This window comes from Halomicrobium katesii DSM 19301 (assembly GCF_000379085.1).
GTDB classification, from domain to species: Archaea; Halobacteriota; Halobacteria; order Halobacteriales; family Haloarculaceae; genus Halomicrobium; species Halomicrobium katesii.
This window is the reverse complement of record NZ_KB905379.1, coordinates 496768-522357: the sequence shown is the minus strand read 5'-3', so window position 1 is coordinate 522357 and position 25590 is coordinate 496768. Positions and strand designations below refer to the sequence as shown.

The window sequence follows — 25590 nt, the reverse complement described above, 5'->3', positions numbered from 1 at the left end:
GATAACTAAACATTTATTATTTGTTTTCTATCTGGAACTACTTTTCAGTATGGATTCCACTGACGTATTTCCTAATTTCTTCTTGGATATACACAGCAAAATCATCGGCATCAAAACCAGATGGCTGATATAATTCTACGTAACCACTCTCTGCGAGTGTCACCTTTACAGTATCGCCGTCACGCTGGTAGACCAGTCCTAACTGGTTGATCTGAGAATCATCCAAAGCGCTTCCAAGATCCTGATCATCAAGTACGTCTTCACCGTATACAACACCTTTCTGAGCTTCGCCCAAGTGATCGTAGAACCCAACTTGCCACAGCTGGGTTTCCTCGTAATCCGAGCGCATCGAAGTTAGATCGAATTGTGCTCGGTTGGCACGCCATCCGAATTCACTCGCAAGCAGATCATGGAAGAAACGACCCTCACTGTTTTCCACGACGACGATTTCGTCAGGAATCAAGAGCCATTCTGTATGCTTGGTTTCGGTTCTTACAGTTGTCTTCCGAGTGATTGTTCCGTCTTCAATCTCGACACGCTCCACTTCTTTCGGGATTTCCATCGCTGCCTCTCCTGTCTGGATCACGCCATTTACCGGAGCATCAGTAAACGTCTCTCGTGGTTCGATACAGTACCGGTACTCACGACCGTCTTGTGTCGTGATTCCGTCTACTGCTTCAATAGTCTCTGAAGGCGAATCCAAGAGTCCGACAATCCCAGCTTTCATAACGTGGTAATAATTTGGTTGCAAAAAGTGTCTTTCGGATAATTGTTTGAAGGTGCCAGATCAGCCTCATGATTGCCAGTTATTTGGCGAATCCGCCTTCAGAACTGCGATCACTGTTTAGCTCTCCGGCTCGGACTCGTCCCGCAGATCGGCCTCGCCCTGTAGATACGACCGGCCACGGTCCGTGATCCGATACCAAGTCCCCTCTTCGATCACCAGTTCGACGAGCCCAGTTTCCTCCAGTTTAGGAAGTCGTCGCTGAATCGTAGAGTACGAGATTCCAGCTTCCTCTGCGTTAAGATTGATCTCCAGCGCCTTCTTGTTCAGAATTGCGCCGCTCTCGTCGAGGAATTCGAGGATGATATCGTCTCTACCAGTCATCCACTTTGCTCGATGGCGGCGTGACACAGTCGTTCGTCATTTCGACGTAAAATAATCCCACCTGTTTCAAATCACTTTGGGCAGATATCTTATATCTATAGCCATATATCTACCCAAAACTATTTTAATGTGGCCAGATATCTGCTCACCACGGACAACGCGATGCCTCTCGGGGCTCACGACTTCCCTGAAAACGGGGGTCGATGCCCGTGTCACAGCACAGGCATCGCGTTGGCCGCACCAACGCATGCAAACCGACGCACTCTAGGGACTTAGTAGGTCTCAACCGACCGACGCACAGTCTACGACCGCCGGCCAGTGCCCCGTCTGTGGGACCCCGCTCGACGGGATCGCCTGCGATGGGCCGACTGGCTACACGGCCGACCCCTGCGGCCACTCGCTCGGCCAGCTGACCGTCAGCGCACTCGCGCGTGATTCTGCATGACCAGGACACTGATGCACCGACAGTCGCACCGCTCGACCGGACGCACCCAGCACCCGATTCGATCACATTCGGTCACGATTCGGTCACTGCTGAAACCGACGCCAAGCGGCCGGAGAATCGCTCTCCGTCGATCCACCCGTCTCGACACGGCCATTCAGTCACCCGCCCGCCGCAGCCTTTCAAGCGTCCTCGTTCAGGCTCCTGGTATGCACGCAACAGGAGTGGCAGCATGACGACGTGGTTCGACCGCACGGGGTTCCAGCGCGATCTCCTGCACGCCGTCGCCGCCCTCGACGCCGACGACGAGCTGCCCTACGGGCTCGCGCTCAAGGAGTGGCTGAGCGAGCGCTACAGCGACCCCGTGAACCACAGCCGGCTGTACCAGAACCTCAACGCGCTGGAAGAGGCGGGCCTCGTCGAAACAGCGGCCGCCGACGGCCGGACGAACGCCTACCGCCTGACCGAAGAGGGACGCGATCTATTCGAGCGCCACGTCCAGCGCGTGGCTGCGATCTCGTTCGGAACGTCACAGCGCGAACTGCGACCACTAACCGGGGGTAGTTAGCGGTGATGGTTGATGTCCCGAATTAGTAAAAGAACCTACCAAACCTTTCCAGATTGGGTTTTCCAAAATTACGGGTACCTACCTATTGACAGATCTCGAACATCCGACAGGGCTGTGAGACGGAGAATATTTTCTTTTCTTTCTTCTGGTTCTCCCTTTTGCTGTTTGATAAAATCGTTTGGGTTTGTTGTACCCAGTTCAGTTTCGCCTCCGAGAGTTACAGCAATATGGTGGGCCTCTAAACACACATCAGGATCGTCACCCTCACAGATCAGCAGCTCTTCCTCTATTTTACTATAGTTATCTACCCCTCCCGACCATGCAGAAACTAGGGTGTTGAACCCTCCATGCTCCTTTGCGGCATCCTCATGTACCTCTGTCGCCATGTCTGAGAGTCGGTCCATGAGGTCTTCTCGCTTGATCTCTCCTTGCTGAGCTAATTGATCATAAAACTCAAAGAGGAACCGATGAGCATCTAGAGCAGTATCTAATATTTGCTCACGGATCTGTACCAGGTCGGTTCTGTTCAGACGCTTTTTGCTGATTTGTTTCGCCAAAGAACTCCTGTGGCGTTTGATATCCCTGCTTAATCTGTCACGGACCTCTGGTAGCTTACTCCGAAATTCATTCCCGACAGTCGGAGTAGCGTACGAGACTTCATCGGTCTCAAGGACGAACTCCAAACATTTTCCATGATGTTGATCATGAGCCACTGCGATACCGACGAGGACACCAGTATCAAGAACTTGCGTACTGCCTGTCATTCGTTCTGTAGCGGTTGGTCGAAGAGATCTCGTGCTGTGTCACTGTAGCTCTCGCTAATAATATCTAACTCATTTGTTTCTCTGCGGTTGTTCAGCACGACTTCACGCTTCTCTTGGATCTCGTTTTCGAACGACTCCATCTCGTCTGAGATCTGGTTATTCCACTGGCTCCGAATACTTAGCGGCACATGCTGATTGTTCTTTGGTCGGAGTTCTACCCTGCTAAATGTCGTCCAGAAAGATTCCATGAAATCCTGAAGGCGGCTGTAAAAGCCGTTCTTCGCCATTTGCCATGAGAGGTTTTCCCAGTCAAGGAACAAGCCTTCCATCTGTGAATACTTGTCCTCGGGATATTCAGCCAATAGAGCATCTAGATGGTCTCGAATTCGGTTATTTGTCTCTGAGGATGCTGAAGAGCCAGTCTTATCGGGTGATGAATCTCCAATTATATCTTTGAATCCGACATCCACACCGCTAATATAATCTTCACTGTTTAGAGCATCGTCTTCGTCAATGTCTTGAATAAAACTTCTAAATTCGTGGAGACTCCGGACAAAGTCATCTGGTGCGTACTCCTTGTATTGGTAGTCCTGTGAGACAGAGATACCGTAACCTTGGCCCAATTCATCAACTACGGATTCGGACATCTCTGATATCGCTCGTTCTACTTCTTCGTCGGTGTCAAAGTCAGAATCTTCTACGCCGTCGGCGATAAGCACATTGCTACCCGCGTTTTCCCCCCATGTCTGTTCTTCAAGCGAATAGAAGCCAGTATTCATGGCATCAGTGGTCAGTACCCCACCATACCGGTACCAGTGAGTGGATAGCTCAATGTCAATATCTTCTTCCTGAAGCCGCCTATCGACAATATAGCAGAGTTTGTAGAATTCCGTTTTCGGCAAGTCCCATGATTGTCCGTACCTCTCGCGGACTTGCTTAATCACTTGGTAGCAGAGGAACTCTGCTTCCCCATAATGGGGATTAGTCATGGTAACTCAATTTTGGGGTTCCATGTATAAATCTTCTCGTCTGGCACCTCAAGTACGACTCAAGCTCTCAAACAGGGCCATAATGATTAATGAAGGATGCAGGGGTGAAGTACTACGACCGACGGGTGGCCGTAGTGATAGAAATACGTGGAGAGGTTGAATTCCAGGTTTAAGCTTTCGTCTCTGGCCCGTAGTCAAAATGGTCTCGTAGATACTTACGACCATTGTCGGAAATCATATAGTATCCACCGTCACCGACTTTCTCAACATACCCATTCTCCTCTAGACGTTGGAGACGACGTTTAACAGTCGATCTGTGCGGAGATGCTATCTCTCGATATTCGAGGTTAAATCCGACGACCCGGGGCGGCAGGGCAGCACCAGTATCGTCTAAGAGCCGCAGAATGATGTCATCATATTTTCCCCACCAGGATGGTTGCACATCTTGAAGAAGAGCACTCCCGGAGTTAATATTCACGAATCTGATAACTCGACACTAAATGGTGCAGTATGCAACAGATAGGGTTAGAATTATATACCTGCTACCATCTGTTGCATTCACGGAAGCACTTCGCGGACCCGTCGCTGGTCGTCGGGTCCACTCTGAGAATCTGCGGACCCCGCTGTTGGAGCCAGCGGGTCCGCGTGGGCTTCCGTGATCAAGGCACGCAAGCCATGTTGAAAGATTCGCGCGGGGTACTTCAAGACCCCGTCCGACAGACGACGTATCGACCACAAACGACGCCGCAATCGCCCAGATCGAACCCAATTCGATCACATTCGGTCACGATTCAGTCACCGCTAGGACGGCTGAATACCGACCGTAAAACGGCGCTCCCCGGATTCGACCATCACAAACCCCCTATTCGGTCACCCGCCCGCCGCAGCCCTTCAAGCGTCCTCGTTCAGGCTCCTGGTATGCAAGAAACAGGAGGGGCAGCATGACGACGTGGTTCGACCGCACGGGGTTCCAGCGCGATCTCCTGCACGCCATCGCCGCCCTCGACGCCGACGACGAGCTTCCCTACGGGCTCGCCATCAGGGCGTGGCTGGGCGAGCGCTACAGCGACCCCGTGAACCACAGCCGGCTGTACCAGAACCTCAACACGCTGGAGGAGGCGGGCCTGATCGAGACCGAGGCCGTCGACGACCGGACGAACGCCTACCGGCTGACCGACGCGGGCCGCGGAGCGATCGATACCCACGCCGACCGCGTGGCGGCGATCTGCGGCCGCGAGTCGAGCGCTGAGCCGCAGGCCCGCGCCGACGGGGGCGATGGGCGATGAGCGAGGCCGACGCCCGTGACGGCGCACACAGCGGCCCGACGGTCGAGGAGTGTCAGTGGCGGCTCCGCTACGCGGTCGGCGAGCTGACCCACTTCAGCGAGTGGACGGCCGACTTCCCGACCGTCGAGGACTACTACGAGCAGTTCCGCCGTGAGGACCACGTCAGCGCGGTCACGATCGAGCGCCGGGAGGTGCTGCGATGAGCCTCGACTGGCCGCCGGACTTCGAACGCACCCCCAAACGGGACCGCAAGCGCAAGAACGACTTCCGGGTCGGGCTGACCCGCGCGTTCGACGAGCTGGTGAACGAGCTCGACCGCATCGGCGTCGACGACTACCACTTCGAGTTCGACGCCAAGGAGCGCAAGCGCGATAGTCGTCCCTACGCCAACGCGAACCCCGACGACTCCGGCTTCGTCCTCCGGTGGACGATGGACGGCGACCAGTTCGCGCTGGCCTGCGATCGCTACGTGCGTTTTCTCAGCAACGTCCGGGCGGTCGGGCTCTACCTTCGCGAGAAGCGCAAGATGGAGGGACGACCGGTCGTCTCCGGCGCGAGCGAGTTCGCCAACGCACGCCTCCCCAGCGGCGACGAGGACGCGATCGTCACCGAACGAGCCGCGCACACGGTACTGGGCGTCGACGCCGACGCGGACCCGGCCACGGTGAAGCGCGCCTACCGTGAGCGCGTCAAAGAAGCGCATCCCGACCAGGGCGGCAGCGAGGCCGAACTGCGCGAGGTTCGCCAGGCGAAGGAGGTACTGACCGATGGCGAGTGAGCACCACCGGACCGTGAGTCTCGGCGCTGACGGACTGCCCGACGATTTCGAGACGTTCGCCGACACGCGGCTCTGCACCCGTTGTGGCGACCGCGTCGAGCCGCGATACTACGTCGCGTCCCACGACCTCTGTATGGGCTGCTTCTGGGGTGACCGACGGTGATCGACTACTACCGCGTCGCCGACGATCGCCCGGCGATCTCCTACGGCCCGGCCGGGACCGACGGCCCGTGGATCCTGGCGGTGACCACCGAGTCCGAGGGACGCGTCGAGATCGCCCTGGACGAACAGGCGATGTACGACCTCTGGATCGAGACGCGCGGCGTCCCCTGGCCCTTCGCCGAGCAGCACGACGCCGAAGAGGAACGGCTGGCCCGGCAGGTCGTCCACGCAGTGAACGGGGCCGACAAGAACGGCCTTCGCGCCGCGCTCGAAGCGCTGGGGGTCCGCGATGACTGACCGTGAGACCCACGTCGACGACGAGCGGGGGCTGTTCATCCCGGAGGACCTGCGGGAGTTCGACGCCCAGATCGTCTTTCGGACCCCGTGGTCGACGATTCAGCACTTCGGAAGTCGTCCGCTGGAGGCCTACTACGGCATGATCCGCGCGGACCAGTTCGGTGATCCCGACGAAATGCGGGACGCCAAGAATCCCGACCTCGCTCCCCAGCGTGTGAAGATCAAGCCACAGGGAGCGGATCCAGTGACTCTGACCGTCGACGTCGATCCACAGATTCGGGCCGACGGTGGTTCTGAGGAACCGGAGGCGTCCTCGGCCGTGTTCGACCGCTGGATTGCGCAGGCCGACCGGAACATCGAGGAGTGGGGCCTCCAGGATGAGGTCACGCTACTGCTGGCGATCCAGGAGGAACTCGGCGAGCTGACCCAGGCCCACCTGGAAGCTCGCGACGAGGACGGGGATCCCGACCGCGTCGACGAGGAACTGGACGATCTGGGCGCACTCCTGCTTCAGTTCCACGAGAGGCGACACAGCGGCGACGTATAGCGCGGAAAATACACTCGCGGAGTGGGCCTGCAGGTGTGTGGACCGGGGTTCGAGTCCCCGGAGGTCTCTCGACAGCGGCCGCGTCTCGCTTGGAACCCGGGCGCGGCCGCTGTCACCAACAGAGACCCATGTACGACAACACAGACGACCACGTTGGTAGTTTCGGACCCGGCAGAGGTGACGGCGAGTGACCGATCTGGAGCCGATCTCGCCGCGCAAAGCGGTGGAGATGTATCTCGAACATCGCAAGCACGAGCTGTCCAAGAAGTCGATCCAGAATCACAAGTACCGACTCGACACGTTCGTCGAGTTCTGCGAGATCGAGGACATCGACGACCTGAACGAACTCACGGGTCGCGATCTCCACGCGTACCGCGTCTGGCGTGGTGAGGATCTGACGACGCTGACTCTCAAGAGTAACCTCGCGACGCTACGCGTGTTTCTGGAGTTCTGCGCGACGATCGACGCCGTCGAGCAAGGGATGCGCGAGAAGGTCGTGCTCCCGGACGTCGACGCCGAAGACGAGTCCCGGAGCGTCCAGCTCGAAGAGGACCGCGCCGAGCGGATCCTGGAGTTCTGCGAGAAGTTCCGGTACGCGAGTCGGGATCACGTCATCATGGCGATCCTCTGGCACACTGGTATTCGGATCGGGACACTCCGCTCGATGGACGTCTCGGACTGGGACAGTGAAGCGCTGCTCCTGAAGGTTCGCCACGACCCGGATTCTGACACGCCGCTCAAGAACGGGACCGCCGCGGAGCGCTCGATAGTCGTCGGCGAACACTACGGCGAGGCGATCGACGACTTCATCGAATACAACCGTGAGGATACGACGGATGATGCCGGACGATCGCCGCTGATCACGACGCGGTTCGGCCGGATCGCGAACGCGACGATTCGGAACACGATCTATCGACTCTCTCGTCCGTGTATTGTCGGTCGTGACTGCCCTCACGACCGTGACGAGGACGAGTGCGAGGCACTGGAACCGTACCAAGGTTCTCAGTGCCCCTCGTCGCGGTCTCCCCACAGCGTCCGGCGTGGTGCCATCACCCGGATGCTACGGGAGGGCGTTCCCGAGGAGGTCGTGTCCGACCGGTCGAACGCGACCCCGGATGTCCTCGAGCAGCACTACGACGAGCGCTCCGAGCGGGAACGCGCGGAGCGACGCCGAGACTTTCTCGACGATGCGTAGGGGTATAGCCGTTCAACCGATCGAATTCGAAACTCTCCAATCCATGAGCAACCACGACGCCCTCGGTAGAGGGACCGAGAACAGCCAGCCAGATAAGACCGTGCGAAACACCTTCAAATCGGTTCTCCCGGCGAGTCCACTATTCTGCATCGCGAGCAAAATCCGCGAGCGGCGCGAATCGTCGTCGACGCCCGGATTTGAACCCCTGGAAGTCGCAGCGCCGAGCGCAGCGAGGTGACCGTCTTCCTCTGGTTCAAATCCCGGCGAGTCCATCTGTAACTAAACGGATGCTGGTGCCATCTTGAATCGCATTTTCGCTGAAATAACGTCTTTAGCGGAGCGATTGGCGTTTTCGAATGGTCCTTCAGAAAACGGAGATGCTAAGGAGAGCAAGCGGAGGTCCCGCAGTCTGGCGGTTCCTGAAAGGGAAGTCCGTCGCTAGTATGGCTCGTCTGTCGACGAGTATATCGATTGCCCGGCTCTCCCCAATGGAAGGTGCTGGCCATGAGCGATCCGGCCGAGACGTCCACGAGCCAGAGTGCGAGCATATTGCGGAGACAATCTGGGAAGTACCGTGATCACTCTGTGAGAGCACAGCTATGCCACCCGATAGATTTAATCCTATCTATCCGGTGGGTTTTTATTCTCTATGATACAATGCTGTGCTAGCGATCACTGGGAAAATATGTGGGGTCAATACGAACTGGACGAACGCGGTGTCTCGAATCTTGTGGGTGTTATCCTGCTAGTAGCAATTTCCATAACGGGGGCGTTACTGATCCTTACAGCGGGTCAAACGACAATCCAGGACACTCAAAACGAGCAGAACGCGGAAGTCGTATCGGACATGTTCAAACAGGTCGACTCGATGTTCCAGTCGGTACCACGAAATGAGAGCAACTCTGGATCACGATCGGTTGCGGTTCCAGAGAGTGTTCAGGGGTCAGTAAAGGCGAACAACGATACGACATATAGGATACGACTGAACGATAATCCGACCTGTGACACAGGTGTACAACCACTGGGATCAATGCAGTACGAGGAGGATGGCACGGTAGTCGGCTACGAAGGAGGGGGCGTCTGGGAGTCCAGAGAGGGTAGTACAGTGATGGAGTCGCCGCCGGCACTCACGTACAAGGACGGAAGCCTCAACGTCCAGTTCCAGCGTGTGTCTGGAAACATCACTGACTCCAACGAAATTACTGCACAAGTCAACGCTACGGACGAGCGCGCGCTCAATGACGAACTCTCGGTACTACTGTACACGAATCTCACACCGTCGAACATCAGCAGTGCAACGTCGTACAGTCTGACGTGTGCGCCGGCACGACTTCAGAACGCCACTGTGTTCATCAATGACAGTCAGTTCGCTGGCGGGTGGGCACGCTACGCAGAGGACCGTTTTAATGACCGCCGTGTCGATGTCCAACCCAGCGACTCAGTGAGTCCACGCCAGAACGTTTCGATCACCTTCGAACTCGGTGATGTGTCGCTGCCAGAATTCTCTGCTCGGAACGTGACCACGAAACGATACAGTGATACGGGCCCACTGTACGTCAACGGCACCGTCCAGAACGAGGGTGGACTGAGCAGTGAGCAAACGGTGACGTTCACCTTCGAAGACCCGGGCGGTAACGAAGTCTCGACCGATTCGAGGGATGTTTCGCTCAACGGTGGTGAGTCAAAGCGAATGAAGTTCGAAGTCCCTGCTAGCGACTTGAGTTCGGTCACCGCTGGGACGTACGACGCAACGATCGAGACGGAAGACGAGTCAGAATCCAGGGCAGTTCAGTTCACGTCTGGGAATCACGTGCCAGAGTTCCAGATCACTTCTGTTTCAGCCCCGTCACAGGGACAGGTCGGCGACGACCTGACAGTTGATGTGACTGTCGAGAACCGCGGAAGTATGACCGGGACGCGAGCAGTCGCCTACGGGTTCGACGGGTCGACAGAGAATACGACAATGTTGCGCCTCCATCCCGGCCAGACGAAGACTCTGAGTTACCCCCTGTCGACGACTACAGACGGAAGCCACGACTGGACGGTCCAGACCGATGGCACTTCCGAGCAAGGAACTGTCTTTGTGGGGACGGGACCGACGTTCACCATCAGTCATACGGACGCACCGAAACATGCGGGCGCTGGCAACACCTTCTGGCTCAATGCCACGGTTGGCAATACTGGTCAACTCAACGGCACGCGTGATATCAACCTCACGATCCGGAACGACACTAACGGGAATGTCGTCACGGACGAAGATCAAACTGTCAGCATCAACGGCACGATCGCTGACAGCAGCGACGAGGCGACGGTCAACGCCTCGGGAACAATCACCACACCAGGGACTTACGAGTACAAAATCGACACGGGAGATATGGTCCAGACCGGCGGTTTCACTGTCGGACCGGCACGGTACCCGAATTTCATCGTCACGTCCCTGCGCTTCTCCGACGATCCCGTCGTGAAAGGTGATCAAGTCACCATCGAAGCAGACATCAAGAATACTGGCCGTGTAGATGACACACAGCCTGTCAGGATTTCGACCGAGCGCGATATCTTGACGGCACCTAACCGACACGTCGATCCTGGCGACGTAGTGACAGTTAGTACTACTGTCGACGTCGCGTCACCGACGTTCGTCCTCGGAGAGGCCAACGAAATCACCGTCGAGACCGACAACAATACCGTCGCTCAGAATCTGGAGGTATTGGCCCAAGAGCCCATCGGCGAGAGCGACGACGGACAGATCATCGCCAACGAACGTCTAGACGTTAGCGTCAGACTCCTCGGAGCAGAACTGGAAGGGAGCAACAGAGAATGGTGCAATCCCAGATACAGCTCGTGTCTCGGCAGCTTCCAGACAAACCGTGGCTACCAGCGTTACGGTATCATCAACGATCCCGTCGAAATGGCACTCCTGATTAACGGCCAAACGGAGAGTGATCTCTGGCAGTCACTGCCGGGTGATGGCGATGTGAATCACCCTGAAGCCGAACAGGAACTTCTGAACGGTCAGAACCCGTACAACGAGACAGCCACCCTAGAGAAAGACGATCGGGCAATCGTGACTGCAACATCGTACCGCTGTAGTTATTACCAGTACACGGATGTACGGTTCCCCGACCTCATCACGTTGGGTAACACCGAGCAAGACGCCGTCGGCAAAGAGTGCGCCAACCGTGGGAGGACACGGCTTTCGATAAACGGGAATGGCGAAGACGACAGAGTCGTCATAAGGAAGGACGGAGAGAGCATCCGCGGCGGCGAGGAGTTTGAACCTCAGGCGGCAAACTACCAGCGCAACGTCAAGCAGATGTTGCAGGGTCGCCTGAACGAGACCGGCCACCTTGACCTGTCGCCCGGCGAACGAGTGCTGATTTACGAACTCTCCGACCGAGACGCGACCATTGAGCAAGCAAGCCAGTCAGGCGATCCCGACTACAACGACGCCCTCGTACTGTTCAAAGTCCTGTCGAAGAACCGCACTCTCTCGCCGCCGGCATCCTACGAGATTACCGATCTTAGCGCACCGGCGAGCGTTCGACGCGGCGACTCCGAGACGATTACAGCGACCATCAACAACACCGGGGGACAGGAAGGTGAGACAGACATCCAGTTTGCATTCGGCGGTACGACTGTCGAGACAGAATCGACTGGAGAACTCGAACCCGGTGAGAAGACGACCGTAACCTTCGACGTTCCCACGGGATCGACTGGGACCTTCGGATACACCGTAACTGTCGCAGACGAGCCGACGGAAAATCGGGCAGGACAATTGACCGTCGGTGTGCCACGATCGCCCCACTTCCAAGTCACCCAGTTCACTCCCGACGCAACCGCTGTTGAACGGGGTGAGACGGTCGGGATCGAGACGACGATCACCAATGTCGGCGCCACAAGCGACACTCAAACTGTCGAACTGCGCAACGTCACTGGTAGCAACGACACGGTCGTCGACACAGTATCTGGCGTGTCTCTGGCGGGCAACGCCGACACCACACTCCCTCTTGACCTTCCGACACACACCAATGGGACCATCCGGTATACGGTATCGACTGAGGACGACCGTGCGATCCCACAGCGAGCATACGTCAACGAATCGCACGTTAAGATCAATCAGACTGAGGTTGGGCTGAGTACCTACAACGAGAGTGAACTCATCGAACGAAAGTCAGTGCCACGGATGACCGTGAAACTGAACAATCGTGGCGGACTGGGAGACGACCGTGATGTCAAATTAACAATCACGAACCAGTCCGACGGCACTACTCACTCTGACACGACTACCGTAAGTGTCGGAGACGGGGAAATAAAGCCACTGTACCCCGGGTATGCTACGTTCGACACTTCCTCGATGGGGATCTCTGAAGGCTACTACAGTTACTCGATCGAGGTTGAAGACGACGGGGCTCGCGAGGACTACTGGACGGGTGAACTATTCGTTCACGAAGATGGGACGGTCGAACAATCGTCTGACTCTGACTCGCCAATCAACGTCGACTCTGGACAGATCGAAGTCGGCAGCTGAGCACTCGAAGCGGTTGGCTGTTGTCCTTGTTTCTGATGCTCTTTTCGATGCTCCTCTGCGTCGTGGCCTGATGCCCCCGCTCACAGCTACTGTCACGTCAGAAGCGACTGATCGACAGAATGCACTACTACAGTACGCCAGTGTCATCGGTACCCGAACCGCTAGCTCGCTGTCTCGTCACAGCAGCACGGCGTCTCGGACAACGAAAGCACGATATCATCTCTCTGTTGAGCGACATCGACTGCATCATACTGCCGGCAATCCGTTATGAAGCGTTTCTCGACTCCGAGATCCCGAAATCCCTTGCAATAGTGACAGCCGACAGTATCAGTTTACAGCTATTCCGACGGTCGTATTGTGGACGACAGCTCGGTCAATCCCGTCACAGGTGTATCGTCCGTTCCCGCCGTTCCATCTCGGAAGTTCCGACTCGAACAGACGCTCCCAGGCGTCGGTGTGTCGTGTGTTTCGAACGTTTACACTCACGTTCTTTACACCTTTATCTGGACTTAGCGGCGTGATCGACTCGCGGTTCTGTGCGTTCGCTCGAACTGTTACGGGACCGTCGCTACTCTGACTCACCTGACCGTTGATCCTGACCAACGAGACGTGAGCCGTGTCACTCCCACAGCGCAGTGCCGGTGTACCCGTCACGACTTCGCCGTTCGGTTGGCTGCGGAACGTGGCACCAGCCGTGTATATAAACCGTGTCCCACTGTCGGTTCGACGGACGAAGCTCTCGACTGGCACGGTTTCGTTGGTGTAGCTGTCGTCCTCGTAGCCGATCTCGATTCGTATCTCGGCGTCGGCAGTCTGGAGTCGATCGCCGCTGAGCTCTAGCCGCTGGACGTGCTGTGGGGCTCTGTTGTCTCGAACCGCCCCGACTCCCCTCGCAAAACTGGTCATCGATCGCTCTGCTGTGTTCGCCTGTGCACTATCACTGATATCTTCGACGGCTTCGACACCGTAGACTCCGGTGAAGCCGACTGACGTAATAATGATCGTGAACACGAGAGTAAATGCTAACGTATCCGAGACGGCGCGGTCGGTTCCGGTCATAATTAGGGATCCCTCAGTTCGAGACACGGTTCCGAAACGTCGAAAACGACGTTGATTTTCCCGCCATCAACAGCACTCGCACAGACACTGCTCTCGTTCTCGAACCGATAGACGACGGTGCGTTGTGACTCACCGGTCGCTTCGAGTACTAGAGTCGACTTCGGGGAGTCTGGTTCTAGAACCACGTCGTAGGTCCGCCCTCCGACCCGCGCTGGATGAGTAGTAGTGTAGCTCAGGTCCGCATCGACACCAGTGGTGTTGAACTGGTCCATACTGACGAGTTCACTCGTGACTGCGCTACCAACATTCTCGAGCCCGTTTTCGACGACGTATGATCGCTGGTCGTCTAGTAGCCCACCAGCACCTACGAGTAAGCCCGTGATCATGATTGCCGAAATGCCGATCGTCAGAGCGTGTGTGACGGCCGGCGTCACTGCACGGTTGTCCATCAAGATCCCGCCTCCCCAACGGCGAAAGTGCGGTTGTACGCCGTCGACGGGCTACGATACTTGTAATCGATGCCCGGATACAGAATCCGTTCACGGGTGCCTGCAAAGTTACCTGTATTGACTGAGCCACCGACGACGGCAATCTCGTATCCACCTTCGGCTCTGTTACCCTTTTCGAACTCGATAGTGTACGGACCGTCTAGCGCATCAGCGAACGACGTGAACGTACAACTGGGGGGTGTCATGGCATCTTCGCCATCGATCAAGTTCAGTTCGATATCGTCGGCATCCGACCGTCTACATGCTGTATTCGTCGATGTCGGCGTTTCGACGACGACATCAACATCGTCTGGGCCTGGCCCAGCTACTGGCACTCCCTCGAGCTTGAGTCTCCATTCGTCTCCCGCAGGGTTGCTGACGACGACTTGGAACGACGTTCCGCCAGTTTTGACGGAAGACTCGTTGAGCCAGAACTGTGACACGGTTTCCGCATCGGTGACCAAGTCCCAGCCAGGCCGCCTGGGACTCGTTTGTTTCCGGTACGGGTCATCCGACTGTGTCATTACTGTTTCGTTGACCGACGCCGCCAGGTTGAGCGTGACGTTTGTGTACGTTGCCCCGCCTGCCGCCGTCATGTTCTCTGAGTAGTTCTGGTACGTCGAGACGTTCTCGCGTAGCGCCTCCTGATACTCCGATCGGTCTGTTCCGTTTCGGACTCTCAGATCGAGCCCATAGAGGGCAGCCCGCGTCTCGGCTTCCGCCTGTGCTGCCTGGTCGATGGCGTCAGTCTGAGCGTTAGATCCTATGGTGTCGGTGTACTGGAGATCATTCAGTTGGATTACGACGCCGACGATGACGACCGAAAAGAGGATTGCTCCGACGAGCAAGAGCTGGCCACGTTCGGCTACCATACGACCAGTCGAACCTCCACGATGTTGTATAGTGGGGAGTCCTCGTCGACATCTGGGATCTTGAACGCTCCCTCACTAATCTCGTATCCTGCTGTCCCACAGCCGTTCCCGAACTGGATCGTCTGATCGTCGTAGAGAGTGATCCGCTGGGTCCCGACCGCGGTGGTCCGGCCGGGCGAAGCGAGCGCCTGGTTCTCACTGGTCGAGATCACCTGTTCCGTGCGATCGTCGACAGAGTCGTTCCAGTAGCTCAGATAGAGGTTGTAGTTTCGGTTTTGCCTATCGAAGGTGTGATTCAGCATCTTCTCAAAGCGAGCGTTCCTGTCGCTCTCGACCGTCCCGTCGACAACTGATTTGTCTGCACCCCAACACCGAACGACTTCCGACAGCGCACCTGTTTCGGCACCTACGGTCAGCACGTCTTCGCTCTGGGTACTGAGTTGCTCCGAGACTTGATCCTGTTGACTGTTCAACTGTCCCGTGTCGACTGCTTGGAGGCCGATCAACACAGCGATTACGACGATGATGGCACCGATTGTCCCTTCCAGCGTGTACGCCTGTCCCCGTTCCATCGTTACCAGACCCTCACGACTAGCAGACAGTTGCTCGAACAGATTGTGCTCTCGTCTTCGAGGGTAACCACCCTCGCTGTACTGGCTGCCCCGTCCTGATTCTTATAAGCTTCACCCCAAGTCAGTTCTCCAGATACTCCCGTGGCTGGTTTTCGAGAACCATCCGCAAGAGCGTCGCTGCCGACGACTGTGACGTTGATCGATAGATTGATGCGTCGGTCTGTGGCCACGTCTAGCCCAGCACCGGCTCGCAACCGGTCCAGAGAGTCGGTATCCCGGTTGAGTGATTGCTCGATCCCGTCAGACGAATCGTACCGCAAGATATTGTCTTTGTCTTCGACGCTGTAGTTCTCGACGACGTAGGAGGCGACTCGGTCCGCGGACTCTTGTACGTCTCCGCTGACCGGGCGGTCGTACGTCGTTACGACGCTGTTCTGTATGAAAACGAAGGTCGCAATGATCGTCAGCAACAGAACCGCAACCCCAACCGCAAAGTCCTGCGGTGTCTGTCCACGGTCGTTCGTCGGCTTGTCTTTCCGTACTGTCAATCTTACTCCCCCCACAAATGCGAGCGGATGGCTGATCCGCCGTCGTACCGCTCGTTTTGTAGCTGCCCCCCGTCGCAGTTCTGCTGGCTGCTGAACTCTCTCAACAACTGTCCGCAACTTCTGCACAGCGTCCCGAGCCAGCATTGTACTCTCGACATATTCTATCCACGACGGGGGGCCTGTTGTCACGCACCCAGAAGATGCGTTCGAGTTGATTCAGAATTCGCCCGTCGGATTATTAGTGTTTTGTTACCATAGCGATGTGAAAGGGAACTGCTCGTGTTGAATCTACGATTCGCGAGGACTGGTGACTATCCCACCGCGATCCAGGTGATGAGCGCGATCGTCGGCAGGATCACCGCGAACTTCACCCCCGAGATGATGTTCACGTCCCGAATGTACCCCGCGATGAACGACGAGAGGAGCGCCTGCAGCGTGACGGCGTGGAAGAACAGCAGCGAGAGCAGGTCCGTGTCGACGTTGCCACCGAAGCTCTGCCCGGTCGCACCACTGCCGCCCGCACTGGCCGCGCTCTCGGACAGCCCTGCCATCACGTCGAGGAACTGGGTCTTCAGCAGTGCCATCACGCCGAGCAGCGTCAGGTACGTCATGAGGATGATGACGACCTGCATTCGGGTCCGGGCGATCCGCTCGCGGTCGATGTCGTCCTGATTCTCCGAGGCCTGTGCGGCCGTCGAGAGCACGTTCTGGATCTGGCTGGACGCTTCCTGTGCCTCGCTGATGAGCTTGACCGTCCGGGCGAGTCGCGGGACGTGGTACTTGTTGTTGAACTCCCTGAGGGCGTCTTTGAGGCTGGTGCCGTAGTTGACTTTCGCGTGCATGATCTCGAACTCCTCCGAGAGCTTGCCTCCCGATGTCGTCGAGACCACCTGTACCGACTCCAGCAGCGTCATACCCGTGTCGTTCGCGCTGGCGAGTTTCCTGAGGTTCTCCGAGAGACTGCCGATGATCGTCTTGCGCGAGCGGACGTTCCACTCGTAGAAGATCGCCAGCGGGAGCAGGTTGATGTACAGTGGCACGTACACCCAGAAGAACGTCCCGAGCACCGGTCGAGCGATCATCCCGTCGAGGCTCATCGGTGCGAGATCGAACACGACGACCAGCAGCAACGCGACGATCGTCACGGGGACCGTCACGCCGAGCACGAACAGCGGGTGATCGCGGAAGAACAGGTCCGGGCGCTTGAGCACCTGCATGAACTCGTAGGTCCCTTCGCGGCTCTTGATGCGGTCGAAGATCGTGTACTGTCCGGTGTAGTTCTCGACCAGTCCGAGGTTCAGAAAGCCCAGCCCGTCGTCGACGACGAAGTCGTCGTCCTTGCCGTCGGGCCGCAAGTAGCCGTCGCCGACCTCGTCTCGGGTCACCGTTGAGACGAGCACGAGGAAGCCGGCACCGGTCAGCGGGATCAGCCCGTAGACCGTGCCATAGAGGAGCCGGTTCTGCGCGTCGCCCATCATCGACATGATGACGAGGATGATGATGAGCAAGAGCGGAAACAGCGACAGGGTCATGTACATCTCCCCGAACAGTTCGAGGGTGTCGAGCATCTTCTGCTGTTCCTGCTTTGCGGTCCGCATGTGCTTGTCCTTCTGATCTTCGAGGAAGGAGGTCATGTCCCCGCCGGAGTTGATGATCGAGAGCATGTCCGTCAGGAACTGCGAGAGCTCGTCCGAGGGCGTCTCGAGTGCCTGATTGCGGATCGCGGTCCGGTAGTCAGTGTCGAAGTACTCCGTCTCCAGCACGATCGACTGGAACTCCTTGGCACACTCCCCGTAGGTGTCGTCGGCCTTGGCCATCGCCTGGAGGATCTCCAGCTGATTGAGCCCCCCGACCGACAGCGCGTACATGAACGAGATCGAGTCCGACAGCAGGACGTTCACCTCTCGCTCGCGTGCGTTGGCCCGGAAGTACGGGATCGAGACCAGCGATCCGAAGCCGATGCCGAAGCCGATGACACCGAACACCAGCCCGGTGACCAGAATCAGCGCCGGGATCTTGATCACGTCGAGCACGGCCGAGACCCCCTCTGGCAGTGGAATCCCGATGAACGTCGGTGCCTCGGCCCCAGTGCCGCCCAGCAGGAAGGTGACGCCGAGGTAGCCGATCAGCGTGCCCACGAGCCACAGCGCCAGTCCCGAGATGACGCCGATCGCCAGCGCGCGTGCGAGGAACATCTCGACGTTGTCGGCCATCCGGGCCTGTGCGAGCTTCTTCTCGACGTTCCTGACGAAGTCGCCGTCCTCGTTGAACAGCCACTGGAAGAGGGGATAGAACGTGTCCCCGAGCGCGCCACCCGAGAGCTGCCGCTGGCCGCGCGTGTCGAGGCTCATTCGCCTTCGGCCTCCGCGCCGGCTTTGGGTACGAACTGTCCGAAGTCCACCTCCTCGTCGTCCGTCGGCTCGCTGTCCTCGTCGCCGCTCATCAGCGCCGAGACGATGTCCGGCGTCTCACGCTCCTGGAACTTCTCGAACAGCGGGCCGGCGTTGTCGAGGATGTCGCCGGTCTCGTCGAGCATCTCCGGCGGTGCCTCGGGTCTGGGGACCATCTCCTCTTTGGCCTCGTCGATGTCGATCTTGACCGACTCCATCTCTCGGAGGTCCTCCAGCGAACTCTCCAGGTCGTCGTTGGCGATCAGCGTGAGGATCGTTCCGGGATCGTTGATGAACGCCTGGATCGTCGCCGCCACCTGCGTGTAGGTGTTGAGCCCGTTCTCGATGAGGTGAGCCAGCACGACCTTGCGCTTGAACAGCTCCTCGTCGAGTTTCTCCTGGGTCCACCCGCGGTCGAACTTGATCTCTTCGAGGGTGTTTGAGTTGCCCATCTGGATGTACTCGTCGGTCTCGGCGCGCCACTCGTAGACGTCTCGGACGTTGATCTCGTCGTTCTCGGCGGAGTACTCGTTGATCTCGGTCAGGGTCTTGTTTCGGCGGACCTTGCTGCCGTCGACGCGGGTCTGGGTCTGGATCGAAACGAGGTCGAGGGCGGTAAACAGCGTCTTCGAGACGTTGATCGGATCGGTGGTGAACCGCTTGATGACCTCGCCGACGGAGTCGGCGTGGAAGGTGGTGTAGGTGGTGTGGCCCGTCGACATGACCTGAAAGAGGACACGACCTTCCTCGCCGCGGATCTCGCCCATGACGATGTAGTCCGGGCGCTGGCGGAGCGCGGCCTCAAGCAGGTCGAACTCGTCGACGTCGCCCTTGTCGTCGTCGCCGAACGAGGGCCGGGTGACGCTGGCGACCCAGTTGCGCTGGGGCAGTTCGACCTCGCGGGTGTCCTCGATGGAGACGATCTTCGAGTTCGACGGGATGAAAAGCGAGACGGCGTTCAGGCTGGTCGTCTTCCCCGACGCGGTCCCGCCAGCGAAGATGAGGCTCTTGTTGTTCTCGATACAGAGCCAGAGAAACGCCATCTCGTCGAGCGAGAAGGTGTTCCAGTTGATGAGGTCGATTGGCGTGAAGGGAACGTCCTTGAACTGCCGGATCGTGTAGTTCGTCCCGTGGTCCGACACTTCCCGGCCGAGCGTCAGTTGCGCGCGCGAGCCGTCCGGCAGGGTCGCGTCGACCTGTGGCTGGCGCTTCGAGATGCCCTTGCCCGAGCGCTGGGCGAGCTTGACGACGAAGTCGTCGAGGCTCTCTCGACCGTGCTCGACGTTCGAGATGATCTGTTCGTAGTCGGTGTGGTAGACGAACACGCGCGAGTCGTAGCCGTCACAGGAGATGTCCTCGACGTTGATGTCGTGTTTCACCGGGTCGATCTTCTGGTAGCCGATGAAGTCCCGCTTGAGGACGTACAGCAGCTTCTCGACCTGGTACTCGGAGAGTTGCTCGGGGTCGTCTTCGAGGACGGCCGGCTCGGGCCGGGCACTGATGCCGTCGAGCTGGCCGGTCCCGACTGCCTGGTCTTCGACCTCCATGTCCAGAAACTCCTTGAACTGATCGAGCACTCCCCGTTTGGCGCTGCCCACGGGGCCGCTGTACAGATCGTAGCGGTCCAGCAGCTGCTCGGCCTCTCGCTGGATCACGTCGGCCCGGTCGGCCTCTGACCCCTGTACGATCACGTCGTCCTCGGAGTACTTGATCGCGGTCTTCAGCTTGTTCGAGAGGAACCCCTTGAGATCGTCCTCGATCTCGTTGTGGTAGGGCTCGATGACGTAGTACTTCTTCTCGTTTTCCTTCCGAGAGTGGAAGATGATCACGCAGCCGTAGGGTTTGTTGACCCAGTAGCGCTCGATCTCCGTGAAGTGCGTCTTTTTCTTCAGCGGGACGGCCTTCTCCAGATCGTAGCGGTTGACGACAGTCGTGTGACCGTCCTGTGTCGAGAAGAAGGCGTCTTCGTCCAGTTCCGGATTGACGTCGACGGTTCGCTGCTCGACGAGGTTGTCGAGTAGCTCTGCGGCCCCGTCGGCCGCCGACAGTTCGCTCCCGACTTCCTCGGGCTCGAAGCCGAGATACTCGGCGGGGTCGAACGGGATCTTCTCGCCGTCCGTCGGCGGCGTACTGTCTTCCTCGTAGTAGTACTCTTGCTTGAAGTGTTCCCACGTGTAGACCCCTTTCGCGACCGGCGTCGCCGCCGGATCGACGTAGGCGTCGAAGGGCTGTTTCAGCGTCTTGGCGTTGCTCGCGGCATCGGTCAGTACCGATTCGATGTCGTTCGGGTCGAAGCCCAGATACTGGCTTCGATCGAACCGACCCCCGCTGTGGTGGTCCCGCCGAAGATCTTCCCAGGTGTACTCACCGACGATGGCCGGCGGCTCCTCGGTCACCTCTCCCCGAGTGACCTCGGACCGGCTCTCCCCCGTGTCATCAATTGCCATTGTGTTTCCTCTGCCCCTACCGGTGAAAAAGCTTTACGCCATCGATGGTGGTCGCTGATACTCGGCCCGCCGTCGCCACCGCGATGCCGGTGGCTCGATCGCGGGAGCGCTACTGGTCGGCGAGGAACGACTCGATTCGGTCCATCGCCGTCTTCAGGTCCGACATCCCGGTCGCGTACGACACGCGGAGGTGGCCGTCCCCGCCCACGCCGAAGGCAGAGCCCGGCACGACGGCGACCCGTTTGGCTTCGAGCAACGCCTCGGCGAACGCGTCGACGTCGTCCCAGGGACACTCCGGGAACGCGTAGAACGCGCCCTTGGCGGTAAAGCAGTCCAGACCCATCTCGTCGAACCGCGAGAGGACGAGCTGTCGACGGCGGTCGTACTGCTCGCGCATCTCCCGGAGTTCGCTCTCGCAGTTGTCCAGCGCCTCGATCGCCGCGTACTGAGGCGTCGTCGGGGCCGACAGCATCGTGTACTGGTGGATCCGATTCATCGCCGTGATCGCCTCGGGCGGGGCCAGCGCGTAGCCGAGGCGCAGGCCGGTCATCGCGTACGCCTTCGAGAAGCCGTTGAAGACGACGGTCCGCTCGCGCATCCCCGGGAGGGTGGCGATCGACGTGTGATCGTGCTCGTAGGACAGCTCCGAGTAGATCTCGTCGGCGAAGACGAGCAGGTCGTGCTCTCGGGCGAACTCGGCGACCGGGCGCAGCTCCGCCTCTGTCATCGTCGCCCCGGTCGGGTTGTTCGGGTAACAGAAGATCAGCGCGTCCGCCTCGGCCGCGCCGCTGTCTTCCAGGACCTCCCGGGTGAGCTTGAAGTCGTCCGCGACGCGCGTGGGCACGTCGATCACGTCGGCTCCGGCGAAGGTGACCCCCGGTTTGTAGGAGACGTAGCAGGGCTGGGACACGGCGACCTGATCGCCGGGGTTCAGCAGTGCGCGAAAGGCCAGGTCGACGCCCTCGCTGGCCCCGGTCGTCACGAGGATCTCCTCGTCGGGATCGTAGTCGAGGCCGTACCGCTCGGCCACGTCGTCGGCGATTCGCTCGCGCAGCTCGCGCTTGCCGCGGTTGGCGGTGTAGGAGGTCTTGCCCTGTTCGAGCGAGGCGATCGCCGCCTCGCGCGCGCTCCACGGCGTCGAGAAGTCCGGCTCGCCGACGCCGAGCGAAATGATGTCGTCCATCTCTTCGGCCAGCTCGAAGAACCGCCGGATTCCGGAGGGGGGGACTTGATCGACGCGGTCGGCTGGCTCGAACGTCATGGCGAGATCGAGAGTCGATCGTCGTCGTTGCCGTCGCCGAACTCGATGCCCTGTTCCTTGTACGACTCCATGATATAGTGTGTCACGGTCTGGGTGATCTCCGGGATCGGCGCGATCTTGTCGCTGACGAAGTGTGACACCTCGCTCATCGAGTCGCCTTCCACCTCCATGTCGAAGTCGTAGTCCCCGCTGATCAGGCGCAGCGACTTCACCTGCGGGAACTTGGCGATCCGATCGGCGATGTCGATGTAGTTGGTCTCGCGATCCAGTGTGACGTTCAGTTCGACGGTCGCACGCACGGGCTCGTCGCCCTCCTCGACGGCCTCCCAGTCGACGATCGCCGTGTACCCCTTGACGACGCCCTCGGATTCGAGTTCGTCGACGATACGCTCGACCTCTGGCTCGGTCAGGCCGGTCTGGCGGGCGATGTCCGCGTTCGACTGGCGGGCGTTCTCGCGCAGGACCGCCAGCACGTCCTTCCGATTGCTCATACGTATACCCGCGCTGGGGCCGACTAAAGCGTTGCTACACCGTGGTGGGTCGACGCACGCTCGGACACGTTTATCTTATTCCAGACCGACGACCGGATATGGACGGCCCCGACAGCGACGACACCGCGTGGCACGTCGTCGCGGAGCACGACGACGCTGCGGCACTGATAGACACGCTCCTCGAACTCGACTCCGAGGCGTCGTTCACGAAGACAGAACTGAGCGACCGGGCGGACGTGCCGCTCAAGTCGCTGTATCTCAACGGAACGCTGGACGCGATCACGGAGCTCGGCCTGCTGGAGAAGCGCGAGCGCGACGGCGAAGAGCCGCTGTACTCGGTCGCCGACGACAGCGACGCCTTCGCGGCGGCCCGGTCGTTCGGCAACGTCATCCGAGCGGCGGCGTCGACGGACCCGTAACGACTGGCGAGGTTTCTTGGGCGGTCCCGACCAACTGTCGGTGAGATGGTCGCACTCGATTCGGAGGACGACGTCCTCCAGCGTGGCGACGAGGCACCGGCCTTCGAACTGCCAGGGACGGACGGCGAGAGCTACACCCTCGACGCGTTCGCCGACCGCGAGGCGCTGCTCGTCGTCTTCACCTGCAACCACTGCCCGTACGCACAGGCGAAGTTCGACGAGCTGAACCGCCTCGCGGCGGCGTACGACGGGGTCGCCGTCGTCGGGATCAACGCGAACGATCCCGAGGAGTACCCCGACGACTCCTTCGAGAAGATGCGGGAACTCGTCGACGACGGGACCGTCGACTACGACGCGTATCTCTTCGACGAGTCTCAGGGGACGGCGGCGGCCTACGGCGCTCGCTGTACGCCCGATCCGTTCCTCTTCGTCGACGACGGTGGGACCTTCCGGCTGGCCTACCACGGTCGCCTCGACGACGCGACCGACCCCGACGACGACCCCACCGAGCGCGAGATGAAGGCCCACATCGAGACGCTGCTGGCCGGCGAGGAGATCACGGCCGAAGCGAAGCCGTCGCGCGGCTGTTCGATCAAGTGGAAGCCGGGCAACGAACCCGACTACTGGGACGCGTAGCACGGGTCGTCCAGCGCCCTTTTCTCCCGGTCGGCCGAACGACCGGCATGACCGAAACTGCACTCGGAGCGATCCGACCGCTCGTCGGGATGGTCCACCTGCCGGCACTGCCCGGCACGCCCGGCTTCGCGGACCGAGCGACGGTCCGGGAACACGCGCTGGCAGATATGGGCGGCGACGCGCTGGTCGGTCTCAACGGTTTCGTCCCCCGGACTACGTCCGCTTCGTGGTCAGCCGGAACCGGTAGCGGGCGTTTTTCACGGTCGGTGTCGAACGTCGCTCCATGTCCGAAGATCCGCTGCCCGACGTGACCGAGGAGTTCGCGCGAACGCTGGCACCCGACCGCGACGGCGTCATCGAACGGATGGACGAGCGCGCCGATCGCGAGGGCTTTCCCACCGTCGGCCCGGCAGTCGGGGGGTGGCTCCGCCTGCTCGCTCGGGCCGTCGACGCCGAGCGCGTCTTCGAGTTCGGCTCTGGCTACGGCTACTCGGCGTACTGGGTCGCGTCGGCGATCCCGGCGGACGGCGAGGTCGTCCTGACCGAGATCGACGCCGACGAACTGGACGACGCGCGCGAGAACCTCGCGGCGGGCGGGTTCGAGGACCGCGCACGCTTCGAACACGGCGACGCCATCGAGACCGTCGACGCGTACGACGGCCCCTTCGACCTCGTGTTGATCGACAACGAGAAGGACCGCTACGCCGAGGCCTTCGAGGCCGTTCGAGAGAAGGTCGCGCCCGGCGGGATCGTCGCCGCCGACAACGCCATCGAAGCGGGGCCGATCGACTTCGAGGACGTGCGCGCGCTCCTGGCGGGCGACGCCGTCGACGCGACCGCGTCGAGCCACGGGATCGCCGACTACCTGACGACGGTGCGTGACGATCCCGACTTCGAGACGAGTCTGCTCCCGCTCGGTGAGGGGATGGCCGTCTCGGTCCGGGTCTGATCGGACGGCCGTCGGACGCGCCGTGGTTCGTCCCCGCTCGGCCTCGGATTCGTTCCCCAATTCTCGTCTCCGAAAATGAGGGTGCATAGCTTATGTGTGAGGCCGGGTAACCCCTGTCCAACGATCGACTACTCATGAGCCTGATGATCGATATCCGGAAGCTGGGGCTGTTCAACAAGATGGCGAAGGAGGGGGGCAACACCGTCGCGAACCACCTGAGCCAGATGACCGGGATGGAGACGGAGATGGAGATCACCAAGATCAACTTCATCGACATCCCCGACATCAAGACCCACATCGGCGACGAACGCCAGATCGGGATCTCGATCCGGATGCTCGAACCCCCACACGGCTACATCCTCTTCCTGTTCAACGCCGAGAACGCGAAGAAGCTGGCCAGCGGGATGATCGGCGACATGGGCGAGACCAGCGACGCCACCGACGGCTTCACCGACATGGAGCGGTCCGCGATCCAGGAGATCGGCAACATCATGACCAGCGGCTTCATCGACGGCTGGGCGAACGTCCTGGAGACGACCATCGACATCTCGACGCCGAACTTCACCTTCGGCCCCGGCAGCGGGATGGTCGACGAGCTCGTCGGCGACCGCGAGACGGACATGGCGCTGATGTTCGACTCTCGCGTTCACGCGCTGGAGTCAGACATCAACGTCAAGGTGTACACCTTCCCCGAACTCGACGAACTGGTCGAACTGATGCAGGAGATCGAAGTATAGGCCGTAAACCTCACTATCGTTTGCCGGTGTTCCACGAGCTATTTGTGAACGCGGCCC

The 25590-nt window shown here is 59.4% G+C and carries 27 protein-coding genes; 14 read left to right on the top strand and 13 right to left on the bottom strand.

Annotated features, from left to right (window positions below):
* Positions 1 to 37: 37 nt before the first annotated feature.
* A complete protein-coding gene (locus HALKA_RS0118095) occupies positions 38 to 727 on the bottom strand; it encodes a hypothetical protein (protein ID WP_018259318.1) in 690 nt (229 codons plus the stop codon).
* Between the two features lie 117 nt (positions 728 to 844).
* Positions 845 to 1108, bottom strand: a complete 264-nt coding sequence (locus tag HALKA_RS0118090; RefSeq protein ID WP_018259317.1) for a winged helix-turn-helix domain-containing protein — start codon at positions 1106 to 1108, stop codon at positions 845 to 847.
* A gap of 674 nt (positions 1109 to 1782) precedes the next feature.
* Between HALKA_RS0118090 and HALKA_RS0118085 the strand changes: the two genes are divergently transcribed.
* The gene (locus tag HALKA_RS0118085; protein ID WP_018259316.1) at positions 1783 to 2118 is read left to right on the top strand and encodes a PadR family transcriptional regulator; all 336 of its coding nucleotides are present in this window, start codon (positions 1783 to 1785) and stop codon (positions 2116 to 2118) included.
* A gap of 68 nt (positions 2119 to 2186) precedes the next feature.
* Here HALKA_RS0118085 and HALKA_RS21175 read toward each other — a convergent pair whose 3' ends face one another.
* The gene (locus tag HALKA_RS21175) at positions 2187 to 2882 is read right to left on the bottom strand and encodes a hypothetical protein (protein WP_155119457.1); all 696 of its coding nucleotides are present in this window, start codon (positions 2880 to 2882) and stop codon (positions 2187 to 2189) included.
* Positions 2879 to 3871, bottom strand: coding sequence for a hypothetical protein (locus HALKA_RS0118080; protein WP_018259315.1), 993 nt, complete (start codon positions 3869 to 3871; stop codon positions 2879 to 2881). Before HALKA_RS0118080 ends, HALKA_RS21175 begins: the two co-directional genes overlap by 4 nt.
* 941 nt (positions 3872 to 4812) lie before the next feature.
* On the opposite strand from HALKA_RS0118080, the gene HALKA_RS0118075 reads away from it, so the two are divergent.
* The 8 genes from HALKA_RS0118075 to HALKA_RS0118035 all read left to right on the top strand — a co-directional run bounded on the left by HALKA_RS0118075 (position 4813) and on the right by HALKA_RS0118035 (position 12664).
* Positions 4813 to 5157 carry a PadR family transcriptional regulator gene (locus HALKA_RS0118075; RefSeq protein ID WP_018259314.1) on the top strand — a complete coding sequence of 115 codons (345 nt, stop codon included), beginning with the start codon at positions 4813 to 4815 and terminating at the stop codon, positions 5155 to 5157.
* Positions 5154 to 5360 carry a hypothetical protein gene (locus HALKA_RS0118070; protein ID WP_018259313.1) on the top strand — a complete coding sequence of 69 codons (207 nt, stop codon included), beginning with the start codon at positions 5154 to 5156 and terminating at the stop codon, positions 5358 to 5360. The genes HALKA_RS0118075 and HALKA_RS0118070 overlap by 4 nt, the downstream gene beginning before the upstream one ends.
* Positions 5357 to 5935: a J domain-containing protein gene (locus tag HALKA_RS0118065; RefSeq protein ID WP_018259312.1), complete on the top strand. Its 579-nt coding sequence runs from the start codon at positions 5357 to 5359 to the stop codon at positions 5933 to 5935. The genes HALKA_RS0118070 and HALKA_RS0118065 overlap by 4 nt, the downstream gene beginning before the upstream one ends.
* Positions 5925 to 6098, top strand: coding sequence for a hypothetical protein (locus HALKA_RS21170; protein ID WP_018259311.1), 174 nt, complete (start codon positions 5925 to 5927; stop codon positions 6096 to 6098). The genes HALKA_RS0118065 and HALKA_RS21170 overlap by 11 nt, the downstream gene beginning before the upstream one ends.
* A complete protein-coding gene (locus HALKA_RS0118055) occupies positions 6095 to 6394 on the top strand; it encodes a hypothetical protein (RefSeq protein ID WP_018259310.1) in 300 nt (99 codons plus the stop codon). The genes HALKA_RS21170 and HALKA_RS0118055 overlap by 4 nt, the downstream gene beginning before the upstream one ends.
* Positions 6387 to 6941, top strand: coding sequence for a nucleoside triphosphate pyrophosphohydrolase family protein (locus HALKA_RS22060; protein ID WP_018259309.1), 555 nt, complete (start codon positions 6387 to 6389; stop codon positions 6939 to 6941). The genes HALKA_RS0118055 and HALKA_RS22060 overlap by 8 nt, the downstream gene beginning before the upstream one ends.
* A gap of 187 nt (positions 6942 to 7128) precedes the next feature.
* Positions 7129 to 8136 (top strand): tyrosine-type recombinase/integrase, encoded by a 1008-nt coding sequence (locus tag HALKA_RS0118040; protein ID WP_018259308.1) that lies wholly within the window; start codon positions 7129 to 7131, stop codon positions 8134 to 8136.
* Between the two features lie 649 nt (positions 8137 to 8785).
* Positions 8786 to 12664, top strand: a complete 3879-nt coding sequence (locus HALKA_RS0118035) for a DUF7289 family protein (protein ID WP_449404881.1) — start codon at positions 8786 to 8788, stop codon at positions 12662 to 12664.
* Between the two features lie 327 nt (positions 12665 to 12991).
* Here HALKA_RS0118035 and HALKA_RS0118030 read toward each other — a convergent pair whose 3' ends face one another.
* The 9 genes from HALKA_RS0118030 to HALKA_RS0117990 form a co-directional block, all read right to left on the bottom strand.
* Positions 12992 to 13723: a DUF7289 family protein gene (locus HALKA_RS0118030; protein ID WP_015763097.1), complete on the bottom strand. Its 732-nt coding sequence runs from the start codon at positions 13721 to 13723 to the stop codon at positions 12992 to 12994.
* A gap of 2 nt (positions 13724 to 13725) precedes the next feature.
* Complete coding sequence (locus HALKA_RS0118025; RefSeq protein WP_015763098.1) at positions 13726 to 14172, bottom strand: DUF7266 family protein; 447 nt, start codon at positions 14170 to 14172, stop codon at positions 13726 to 13728.
* Positions 14172 to 15083, bottom strand: a complete 912-nt coding sequence (locus HALKA_RS0118020) for a DUF7261 family protein (protein WP_018259306.1) — start codon at positions 15081 to 15083, stop codon at positions 14172 to 14174. The genes HALKA_RS0118025 and HALKA_RS0118020 overlap by 1 nt, the downstream gene beginning before the upstream one ends.
* On the bottom strand, positions 15077 to 15655 hold the full coding sequence (locus HALKA_RS0118015) for a DUF7288 family protein (protein WP_018259305.1): 579 nt from the start codon (positions 15653 to 15655) through the stop codon (positions 15077 to 15079). The genes HALKA_RS0118020 and HALKA_RS0118015 overlap by 7 nt, the downstream gene beginning before the upstream one ends.
* A gap of 2 nt (positions 15656 to 15657) precedes the next feature.
* On the bottom strand, positions 15658 to 16203 hold the full coding sequence (locus HALKA_RS0118010) for a DUF7287 family protein (RefSeq protein WP_018259304.1): 546 nt from the start codon (positions 16201 to 16203) through the stop codon (positions 15658 to 15660).
* 311 nt (positions 16204 to 16514) lie between these two features.
* The gene (locus HALKA_RS0118005) at positions 16515 to 18554 is read right to left on the bottom strand and encodes a type II secretion system F family protein (RefSeq protein ID WP_018259303.1); all 2040 of its coding nucleotides are present in this window, start codon (positions 18552 to 18554) and stop codon (positions 16515 to 16517) included.
* Entirely contained in the window at positions 18551 to 21040 is a 2490-nt protein-coding gene (locus tag HALKA_RS0118000) for a type II/IV secretion system ATPase subunit (RefSeq protein ID WP_018259302.1), read from the bottom strand. Before HALKA_RS0118000 ends, HALKA_RS0118005 begins: the two co-directional genes overlap by 4 nt.
* A 109-nt stretch (positions 21041 to 21149) precedes the next feature.
* Positions 21150 to 22301, bottom strand: coding sequence for a pyridoxal phosphate-dependent aminotransferase (locus HALKA_RS0117995; RefSeq protein WP_018259301.1), 1152 nt, complete (start codon positions 22299 to 22301; stop codon positions 21150 to 21152).
* A complete protein-coding gene (locus HALKA_RS0117990; RefSeq protein WP_018259300.1) occupies positions 22298 to 22792 on the bottom strand; it encodes an Lrp/AsnC family transcriptional regulator in 495 nt (164 codons plus the stop codon). Before HALKA_RS0117990 ends, HALKA_RS0117995 begins: the two co-directional genes overlap by 4 nt.
* Positions 22793 to 22890: 98 nt before the next feature.
* Here HALKA_RS0117990 and HALKA_RS0117985 point away from each other — a divergent pair, with 98 nt between their 5' ends.
* The 5 genes from HALKA_RS0117985 to HALKA_RS0117965 all read left to right on the top strand — a co-directional run bounded on the left by HALKA_RS0117985 (position 22891) and on the right by HALKA_RS0117965 (position 25533).
* Complete coding sequence (locus HALKA_RS0117985; RefSeq protein ID WP_018259299.1) at positions 22891 to 23211, top strand: hypothetical protein; 321 nt, start codon at positions 22891 to 22893, stop codon at positions 23209 to 23211.
* 45 nt (positions 23212 to 23256) lie between these two features.
* Positions 23257 to 23847, top strand: coding sequence for a thioredoxin family protein (locus HALKA_RS0117980; protein WP_018259298.1), 591 nt, complete (start codon positions 23257 to 23259; stop codon positions 23845 to 23847).
* A 47-nt stretch (positions 23848 to 23894) separates the two neighbouring features.
* Positions 23895 to 24158: a hypothetical protein gene (locus HALKA_RS21720; protein ID WP_018259297.1), complete on the top strand. Its 264-nt coding sequence runs from the start codon at positions 23895 to 23897 to the stop codon at positions 24156 to 24158.
* A complete protein-coding gene (locus HALKA_RS0117970) occupies positions 24131 to 24796 on the top strand; it encodes an O-methyltransferase (RefSeq protein WP_018259296.1) in 666 nt (221 codons plus the stop codon). The genes HALKA_RS21720 and HALKA_RS0117970 overlap by 28 nt, the downstream gene beginning before the upstream one ends.
* Before the next feature lie 134 nt (positions 24797 to 24930).
* Entirely contained in the window at positions 24931 to 25533 is a 603-nt protein-coding gene (locus tag HALKA_RS0117965; protein WP_018259295.1) for a chemotaxis protein CheC, read from the top strand.
* Positions 25534 to 25590 lie beyond the last annotated feature (57 nt).